This is a genomic window from Ignavibacteria bacterium, assembly GCA_025612375.1.
GTDB lineage: Bacteria > Bacteroidota > Ignavibacteria > Ignavibacteriales > SURF-24 > JAAXKN01.
Map to the genome: position 1 here is coordinate 1 of JAAXKN010000071.1, position 9,884 is coordinate 9,884.

Here is a 9,884-nt window from a genome sequence, read left to right on the forward strand (position 1 = left end):
AGTACAAGTTTACTTCGAAGGAAAGAGACTCCGAGACGGGTCTCGATTACTTTGGATCCAGGTATTATGACGCAAGACTTGGAATCTGGAGAAGTGTTGACCCTATGGCTGATAAGTATCCCGGAATTAGTCCTTATGTATACTGTAACAATAATCCAATTAGCCTGATCGATCCTGATGGAAATGAATCCATATTGAGTGATGGTCTCCTAACCTTTACTCTGCCGACAGTCACCATAACGGCCCCAGGTGTTGACGTCATATATGTATTTCCCATGCCCAGCAGGGAAGACAATTTAAGAATGGTAAGTGCAGGACAATTCTTAGCCAAAGAAATGCAGAAATTAAAATTAACATTTCTGGGAACAGTTGCGGTTGGCCTGGATAAAATTTCTCACCTTTGGAATGAGGACAGTGAGGGAGATAAAAATTCAGATCAGGATAAAAGCCAGGGGGTAGATCAAGGTGCTCCCGATCCAGACAAAATTTATGTAGATAAGGCTGGCAATGAATATCGTTTTAAACCTAGAAAAAATTGGAATGGCAAAAAAGATCGAGATGGAAATTATCCTAGTAGGGACGGCACAAAATGGGGTCCTGTACAGAATCATAAAGGATTTGGCCACAAACTTCCACATCGTGACGTTCAGCTTCCAAATAGAACACATGTAAATGTTATACTTAAAAAGTAATTGAGGATAAAAATGATAAAAATGAAAGAATATATTGATTGGTTCGGAGAGGAGAAAGAAACTCCGTTAAAAATGATAGCAACCTGGTATGGTCTTGAAATGGAGAAGTATAAAGACAGAGATTATTTTGATTTGGAAAATCCCATAACCGACAAAAAATCATTTTCTGAATTTATATATTCAGTAGTTTCCAAATATGTAAAAGGAGAATTCGTTGCAAGGCTGGAGTCTACAAGAGCTCCCTGGCTGCCCTCTTTTATTGAAGAGGAACTGGAGGATGATTCAATAAGGAAATATCTTGACAGGTTTGAATGGCGAAAGAAATATTTCGGAAAGATAAGCATTTCTGATCTGAAGGAATTTATGGATTTGTTTTTAGATTATCCAAGTAAATTCAGCTATCAGGATATTTTAGTCTTCGCAAAGAAGTGTGATCTGGTGATTGTTTTCACACACCATGGAACTATCTGGTTTATATCTAAAGATATAAATCTACTCAATAATATAGCTTCTCAATTACAATTGCTTGGCGTTAAAGTTGTCCATGTATACGAAAATAAATAAGATCTGAAAATTGAGCAAGAACATAAAAAAGAGTTGAAATACATTGAGAACTAAATAATCAAATCTCTTGCTCTTAAATACTCAATCTCCTATGGGTTTAATTGGCATTCGGTGGAACTTCGAGCTCCTTTGTAGTAGGTGGACTAAAGTTAATGGTGTATTGTGCCATCTATTGCAAACAGATTTAGCTATTAAACCTTTTAATAGAAATACAACAGATTTTTGAGATATTTCCAAATAAGATAAGGTCAAAACAAATGTTTAAGTATTTACTGTTTATTGCGGCACTTGCAGTCACTTCTTCACAGCTCTTCTGCCAGGATGTGGAGGAGACTCCAGAGAAGTGGAAGGTAACTTCAGCCGATACGGTGAGTTTCAAAGACTACAACTTCTACAAGATAAGCCTCACTGAGGCAAAGCTTACAAGGTATCTTGTCTCAAGAAAAGAGAACTTCGTAGAAGCCGACAAGACCAACTACTCAAAGATAAAAGAAGGGGACTTCCTGGATATCAGCATTTATCCTGTTGAACCTGCAATTACAATGGAAGTAACGGGTGCAAGTTCTCCCCAGAGCTTTAAGATAAAGGACCATTACATTACCAGGAACGATACCGTGCAGGTTCAGGTCTACTCCTCTCCTGAAGTTACAGGACAATATTACAGGTTGAAATGAGCCTTCTCATGTGAAATTTCCGGTTCAAAGATAATATTAAATTTCAACTTATGGCCCTGATTGGCTGCAAAAGTCATCGGGGTATAGATATGCATGTTAAACACAAAAAAAGAAACCTCCATCCCGGATAGGAGGAATCATTTATTGCTTTCCCGGAACCGCGGTGTCTTTAAGACGGCTCAATAGCCCTCTTTCAATAAAATTTCCTTTTATTATCTCCTCCAATTTTGTAATTTTTAAACGCAAATATCCCGGCTTATTTTTTCTAATAAATTGTTCAACTTTAAGTTGCATATGGCAGAAGATCCGACATACGGGCAGTACAACCCTGAACAGGAAGAGGAAACTCTTGTAGGGCTGCCTTTTAAGGTTATACTTTTTAACGACGACTGGCATACTTTTGACGAGGTCATTGCCCAGCTCGTTAAGGCAGTTAAATGCTCATATGAAATTGCACGCGATTTTGCCTTCGAAGTCCACGTAAAAGGACAGGCATGCGTCTTCGACGGCATGCTCCAGGAATGCCTTAAAGTTACCTCGGTCTTAGAGGAAATTGCTCTTAATACACAGATAGTTTCTTAAGCTTTCTTATCTATTATCCATCCCGATTTCTTTCCGGTATACATTTAAGGTTAAAAATCGTATATTTAGATGATAAATCCGAAAATTTATGACCGTCCCACGTACTAATGGGCGGTTTTTTAATTGATTTTTAAGCTGGCACTATATAAGGGTACTTAAATGCAAATTGGCTTGGTAGGCTTACAATACTCTGGAAAAACAACACTTTTTAACACTTTAACTAAAACTCAGGAATCTGAAGCGGCACAGTCGGATAAGGCTAACCTGGCTGTCGTTAAGGTCCCCGACGAACGCCTCGACAAGGCAGCTGCTGTCTTTAATCCTCCTAAAAAAGTTAACGCTACAATAGAGGTATACGATATCCCCGGCCTCAGGGTATCGGAAGACGGTAAGGTCAAAATTACTGCCGAATTCCTCAATAACGTCAAAAACAACGACGCGCTTTTCTACGTCATAAGACAGTTTAATAACGACGCCGTGCCTCACCCGGAGGGAAGCGTTGATCCGGTAAGAGACATCCAGTTCTTGGAAACGGAGTTCCTCCTGGCTGATATGGCTCTCCTTGAAACCCGCAGGGAAAAGCTTACAAAAGAAATTCAAAAATCTAAAAATGAACTGGCAAAAAGGGAACTTCCCTTGATGGAAAAATGTCTTGAACATATAGAGAAGGAATTGCCCTTAAGACTCCTTGAATTCGATGAGTCTGAACGCAAACTCCTGGCTTCTTACCAGTTCCTGACTCTGAAGCCGCTCGTCGTTGCAGTTAATTTCGACGAGGATTCAATTGACAAGGTCGAAAGCATCGTTAGCGCCATTGATAAGGCCTTCGACCGCTACAAGCTTACGGTAATACCGTTCTTTGCAAAGTTTGAGTACGAGCTCTCTCAGATGAGCGACGAGGAGGCTGAAATCTTTATGAAGGATTTCGGCATCACGGAATCTGCTCTTAATAAGATACTTAAGATTTCTTATCAGGTCCTGGGTCTCCAGTCGTTCCTGACTGTTGGCGAAGATGAATGCCGCGCCTGGACAATTAAGAAGAATATGACAGCCCAGGAGGCTGCGGGCGTTATTCATACGGATTTTTATAACAAGTTTATCCGGGCCGAAGTCGTACACTACGACGACTTTATGCACTACGGATCCTTCCAGAAATGCAAGGAAGCCGGCGTCTGGAGGCTCGAAGGTAAAGATTATATAGTAAAGGATGGAGACATTTTATCCATCAGGCATAGTTAATTAGTAAGTAATAAAAGTTAGTAAGTAATAAAAGGAAAATTGTGGATATTAAAGATAACATTAGAAATATTGCTATTGTTGCACACGTTGATCACGGTAAGACTACGCTGGTCGATTATATGCTCAGACAGACAGGTGTTTTTAGAGCTAATCAGGCTGTTGAAAAACGCGTTATGGATTCCAACCCGCTCGAAAAAGAACGCGGCATTACAATCCTGGCAAAAAATACTAGCATCAGGTATAACGACATTAAAATAAATATCGTCGATACCCCGGGACACGCCGACTTTGGCGGCGAGGTCGAAAGAACTCTTAAAATGGTCGACGGCGTCCTCCTCCTTGTCGACGCTGCCGAAGGCCCTCTTCCTCAGACCAAATTCGTCCTCAAAAAATCACTCGACCTCGGCCTTAAACCGATTGTCGTTATAAATAAAATCGACCGTAAAGATGCAAGACCCGACCAGGTGCTCGATGAAGTTTTTGAACTCTTCCTCTCTCTCGGCGCTACAGACGAACAGCTCGATTTTCCTTTCGTTTATGCCATCGCAAAACAGGGCGTCGCAAAAATGAGGCTTGAGGAAGAAGCCGTGGACCTTAAACCGCTCTTCGACCTCATTGTCGAAAAGGTGCCCGCGCCAAGAGTAACACCTGATGAACCTTTCCGCATGCTTATTAGCGCAATTGACTATAATGACTACCTGGGCAGAATCGGTATCGGCCTTGTCCATAGCGGATCTCTCAGAGTAGGCGATAACGTTGTCCTCATTGAAAAAGACGGCAAGCAGGAAAACGGCAAGATATCAAAACTCTATACCTTCGATAACCTCAAAAGAGCTGAGGCTGAGGAAGTCTTTGCCGGCGACATCGCCTGCATCGCGGGCTTTGAAGACGTCAATATTGGCGAGACTATCGCAAGCCCATTAAGGCCTGAGGCAATCCCGTTTGTTGATATCGACGAACCTACTATTACAATGAACTTTATGGTTAATAATTCGCCCTTTGCCGGCCAGGAAGGGAAGTATGTTACAACCAGAAATATAAGCGACCGCCTTAGCCGCGAACTCCGCTCAAACGTGAGCCTTAGAGTTGAAATGACAGAATACCCCGACGTATTTAAGGTGAGCGGACGTGGTGAACTTCACCTCGGCATCCTTATTGAAAATATGAGGCGCGAGGACTATGAGCTCCAGGTAAGCCGCCCGCAGGTTATTATGAAGAAAATCGCTGACGTTATGGCTGAACCGATCGAGCACGTTGTTATTGACGTCCCCGAAGAACACGTTGGCATCGTTATTGAAAAACTGGGCAAAAGAAAAGCCGAACTTAAAAACATGATTACCTCAGGCAATAATACACGCCTCGAGTTCTTTATACCTACCCGCGGACTTATAGGCTACAGAACTGAGTTCATGACAGATACCAAGGGTACGGGTATTCTCCATGCAAACTTCGAAAAGTATGAACCCTTCAAAGGCGAAATCGTACAGAGGCAAAGAGGAGCCCTTATCTCTCTCGATGAAGGCATCTGCTCCGGATATGCAATGTGGAAGCTCCAGGAAAGAGCCGTATTCTTCATTGAACCAACTACAAAGGTCTATGAGGGAATGGTTGTAGGCGAAAACTCAAGAAATATGGATATGAGAGTTAACGTCACTAAGACTAAACAGCTTACCAATATGAGAGCTTCAGGCGCCGATGAGGCAATAAGGCTTGAGCCGGCAAGAATAATGACCCTTGAACAGGCAATTGAATGGATTACAGACGACGAGTACGTTGAAATTACTCCTAAATCCATAAGAATCAGAAAAAAATACCTGACTGAAATGGATAAAAAGAAAGCCCGCCTGGCTCAGAAGGAAAGTGAATCAGAGGCTATGTAAATACAGCCCTTACGACTGTATTTCTTAGTCCCTGCAAATGAATTTCATGCCCCTTTTAATGAAGGGACATATCAAATAACGCAGTTTAATTATGGAGGAGATATGTCTAAAGAAGTAGTTGAAGGCTTGAAGCCCGAAGCTCTGTGGCAAAGGTTTTATGAAATTACACAGGTCCCGCGTCCATCCAAAATGGAAGGAAAAATAAGGGAGTATTTAAGAAATTTTGCGCGCCTTAATAACCTTCCTATTAAGGAAGATGAAGTTGGCAACATTCTTATTTCTGCTCCCGCAACGCCGGGTTTTGAAAATGCAGCTGCAGTTGTTCTGCAGGGACATGTGGATATGGTCTGCGAAAAAAATAAGGGGACTGATATCAATTTTGAAACAGACCCCCTTAAACTTGAACGCCAGGGCGACTGGATTAAGGCCCAGGGTACTACTCTCGGCAGCGATAACGGCATCGGCGTTGCCGCGGCACTGGCCGCACTTACGGATAAAGAAATTACTCACGGCCCCCTCGAAGCCCTTTTTACTATTGACGAGGAAACAGGTCTTACCGGAGCCAATAACCTTCAGCCTGGATTCGTTACAGCAAAAACCCTGCTTAACCTCGATAGCGAGGAAGACGGCGCGTTCTATGTGGGCTGCTCCGGCGGCCTGGATACACAGGGAACATTTTCTGTCGACTATACCGGTAAGGTGGAAGGCTTTAACTCTTACAGCCTTTTGATATCCGGACTTAAAGGCGGGCACTCAGGCATGGATATAAGTACCGGACGCGCCAACGCAATTAAGGTTATGGGCCGCGTGCTTAAGGCTCTGGAATCAACAGGTCTCATGCTCTCAAGCCTCGAAGGCGGAAGCAAAAGAAACGCAATCCCAAGGGAATCTGAAGCTACAGTCCTCATTAAGCCTTCAAAAGAAAAGAAGGTCAACGAAATTATCCGCTCCCTGGAAGCTGAACTTCAGAATGAGTTTAAGACAACTGACGGCGGACTTAAAATTGAACTTACTAAAATTGAGGGTCAAACCCCGAAGGCATTCAGCAAAAAATTCCAGAAGAGGCTTGTTAACGCCATACTGGCTCTGCCGCACGGAGTTATTGCCATGAGCGCCGACATACCGGGACTTGTTGAGACTTCTACTAACCTTGCAACCATTAACATGAATGATGGCACACTCGTAATCGGAACCAGCCAGAGAAGCTCAATTGAAAGCTCTAAACGCTATGTGGCCCATATGGTGGAATCTGTCCTCGACCTTGCAGGCGCCGAAATTCACCAGGGCGACGGCTACCCGGGCTGGAAACCAAATATGGAATCTGAGGCTCTGCAGACATCAAAGAAAATCTTTGAGGCTCTCTTTAACTCGGAACCTGAGGTTAAGGCAATCCACGCCGGCCTCGAATGCGGTATCCTCGGCGATAAATATCCCGGCCTCGATATGATTTCTTTCGGACCCACAATCCAGGGCGCCCATTCGCCGGATGAAAGGGTGAACATCCCTACTGTAGAACGTTTCTATAAGCTTCTCTCAGGCATTCTGGCCGAATACGCTGTCCGGAAAAGCTAGTGCTTTTATTTAATAAGCCGCATGATTTTTCCACATGCGGCTTTTTTTTCTTATGCAAAATAAATTATATTTACGCATATATTTTATGTAATTAAATAAATCACAACATGAAAAAAGAACTTAAACTCTACAATGTCCCGCGCATTGAATCAGTTCAGGAAATGATCCTTCAGAGCGCTCGCAAATATGAAAATAAACTTGCTCTTGAAGACATCAGTAACACGCCGGTTTCAAGGCTGACTTACGGCGAGCTGCTTGAAAAAATCTTAAGGTTCGGAAGCGCGCTTAAGAAAATGGGCATCAAAGAACGCTCACACATCGCCGTCATAAGCGAAAACCGCTTGCAGTGGGCTCTTTCTTACCTTACCTGCGCCTGCTTTAACTATATAGTCGTCCCCATTGACCGTAACCTCAAGACAAACGAAATCCTTAACATTATTCACGAGTCGGATACTGAAGTTATAATTTTCTCGGACAGCTTCTCGCAGATGCTTTCGGAAAAGAAACAGATGATGAAAAAGCTGAAATTCTTTATCTCCATGGATTCGGCTTCTGAGGAAAACGGGTTCTTGTTCATGAGGGACCTGATAGACCGCGAGAACCCGGCACCGGTTCAGGACCTGCCGAAGGTTGATCCCAATGAACTCTTTGAAATTATTTTTACTTCCGGAAGCCTGGGACGCGCTAAGGGCGTTATGCTGAGCCAGAAAAACCTGGCCTCAAACCTGGTGGATATGGTAAGCATGCTCTTCATGTACCCTGAGGATAGATTCCTTTCCGTCCTCCCGATGCACCACACTTATGAATGCACCTGCGGTATGCTTTGCCCCCTCTACTGCGGATGCTCCGTGCACTATGCAAGAAGCCTTAAGACTGTAGTTGACGATATTCAGAAAGTAAAAGCCACAATGCTCCTTGGCGTACCGCTCCTTTTTGACAAAATGTTTAAGAAGATCTATAAGTCAATAAACGAAAAGAAGCTTACTTCGGTAATGATAAAGCCTATGATCGTGGCTACCGATATTCTGGAGAAAGTGGGCTGGAAGAATTCAAAGAAAAAAATATTTGCTGAAATTCACCAGAAGTTCGGCGGCGCTATAAGAATTTTTATCGCCGGCGGTGCCGCCCCCGACCCTGAGGTCGCAAAAGGCTTAAGAGAATTCGGGTTTAATTTCCTGCAGGGCTATGGCCTTACAGAAACTTCCCCCATAGTGGCACTCAATCAGCTGGATAATTTTAAAGACGACGCCGCGGGCTTTGTTCTTCCGGGCATTGATGTCAGGATCTGCTCTCCCGACAGCGAGGGTAACGGCGAGATCTGGGCCAAAGGCCCCAACGTTATGCTCGGATACTACAATAACGAAAAAGCCACTCAGGACACGTTTGAGGACGGATACTTCAAGACAGGCGACATCGGCCGCTTTGACGAGGACGGATTCCTGCATATAAGCGGCAGAAAGAAAAACGTCATTATTTCCAAAAACGGCAAAAATGTTTTCCCCGAGGAAATTGAAGACATATTAAACCGCAGCCCCTTTGTATCCGAATGCTTTGTCTATGGCGAAGAGGATGCAAAAGAAACTGAAATTATTGCAGCCCAGATAGTTGTCGATGCCGAAGCCTTCATTGAGCTTTCAGAACAAAAGGACGTGAAAATTACCAATGAGATGATGAATGAGGTAATGGCACAGGAAATTGAAAAGGTCAATAAACAGCTTCCTTCCTTCAAGAAAATTAAAAAGTTCTATATCAGGGAAACTGAATTCGAAAAGACCACAACCCAGAAGATCAAACGCTACCTGGTCAACAAAAACGAATAAACAAATATTCTCCGTAGAGGGGCGGGCGGCGCTCGCCATTTTCAGCTGAAAATGGCCGGAAAATTTTTATATTAAAGTAAAGTGCTTCTTAGCGGTAAGTAGATTTACATAAATGGAAAATACTCTCAAGCATATTAATAGTCTGGTAAATGAAGGCATCATTCTTAAGTATGCCATTGGCGGTGGTATAGCAAGTCTGTATTACCTTGAGGCAACAGTTACTTTTGATCTTGATGTAATGGTCATTCTTTCTGTAGATGAAAATTCTCTTTGGCCGCTTAAGGAGTTATATGAATGGGCCCGAAAGCACGGTTTCCCTGAAAAGGAAGAACATATTGTTATTGACAATATTCCCGTTCAGTTTTTGCCGGCATATAACGATCTGGTAAAAGAGGCTGTTGAAAATGCTAAAAAAGTAGTAATTCAGAATGCTGAAACCTACATTATTACTCCGGAATATCTGATTGCCATAATGCTTCAGACTGGGAGGGGGAAGGATAAGTTTAGGGTTCAGCAGTTCTTTGATGAAGTTGCTATAGATAAAAATTTGTTAAATCAGGTATTGGAAAAATACTCACTAAAGAGTAAATTAGATTCAGTGCTAAAAAACGACTAAGAAAATGATAAGTCAGACAATTACCCATATTTTTGAGAGCAAGAAAGCTTTTCACAGAGAAAGGGCGCAGGCCCCTTTTGAAGAAAAACTTAAGCAGCTTGTTGAGCTTCAGAAATTAGCCCTGGAAATGAAAAAAGCCAGTGGAAGGCCCATCAAATCTTACGAAACTGTCTGGCCCATTTAAAGGGTAATATTTATATTTTGTCCGAATAAAGCCCCGTAAGACGGGGCTTTATAATTACTAT

The 9,884-nt window shown here is 42.8% G+C and carries 9 protein-coding genes; all 9 read left to right on the plus strand.

Translation table 11 applies throughout. The annotated features are described in order from the left end of the window. Positions 1-692: RHS repeat-associated core domain-containing protein (locus HF312_20735; protein ID MCU7522649.1), on the plus strand; the 692-nt coding region annotated here is incomplete at its 5' end. A 12-nt stretch (positions 693-704) separates the two neighbouring features. After that, entirely contained in the window at positions 705-1,256 is a 552-nt protein-coding gene (locus HF312_20740; GenBank protein MCU7522650.1) for a hypothetical protein, read from the plus strand. A 257-nt stretch (positions 1,257-1,513) separates the two neighbouring features. Continuing rightward, positions 1,514-1,930 carry a hypothetical protein gene (locus HF312_20745; GenBank protein ID MCU7522651.1) on the plus strand — a complete coding sequence of 139 codons (417 nt, stop codon included), beginning with the start codon at positions 1,514-1,516 and terminating at the stop codon, positions 1,928-1,930. A 294-nt stretch (positions 1,931-2,224) separates the two neighbouring features. Beyond that, positions 2,225-2,512, plus strand: coding sequence for an ATP-dependent Clp protease adaptor ClpS (locus tag HF312_20750; protein MCU7522652.1), 288 nt, complete (start codon positions 2,225-2,227; stop codon positions 2,510-2,512). 159 nt (positions 2,513-2,671) lie between these two features. After that, entirely contained in the window at positions 2,672-3,751 is a 1,080-nt protein-coding gene (gene ychF, locus HF312_20755) for a redox-regulated ATPase YchF (GenBank protein MCU7522653.1), read from the plus strand. Positions 3,752-3,789: 38 nt separating this feature from the next. Then, positions 3,790-5,631 carry a translational GTPase TypA gene (gene typA, locus HF312_20760; protein ID MCU7522654.1) on the plus strand — a complete coding sequence of 614 codons (1,842 nt, stop codon included), beginning with the start codon at positions 3,790-3,792 and terminating at the stop codon, positions 5,629-5,631. Between the two features lie 102 nt (positions 5,632-5,733). After that, complete coding sequence (locus tag HF312_20765; protein ID MCU7522655.1) at positions 5,734-7,203, plus strand: aminoacyl-histidine dipeptidase; 1,470 nt, start codon at positions 5,734-5,736, stop codon at positions 7,201-7,203. Between the two features lie 107 nt (positions 7,204-7,310). Further along, positions 7,311-9,023 carry an AMP-binding protein gene (locus tag HF312_20770; GenBank protein MCU7522656.1) on the plus strand — a complete coding sequence of 571 codons (1,713 nt, stop codon included), beginning with the start codon at positions 7,311-7,313 and terminating at the stop codon, positions 9,021-9,023. A gap of 112 nt (positions 9,024-9,135) precedes the next feature. Next, positions 9,136-9,639: a hypothetical protein gene (locus tag HF312_20775; protein ID MCU7522657.1), complete on the plus strand. Its 504-nt coding sequence runs from the start codon at positions 9,136-9,138 to the stop codon at positions 9,637-9,639. Positions 9,640-9,884: the final 245 nt, after the last annotated feature.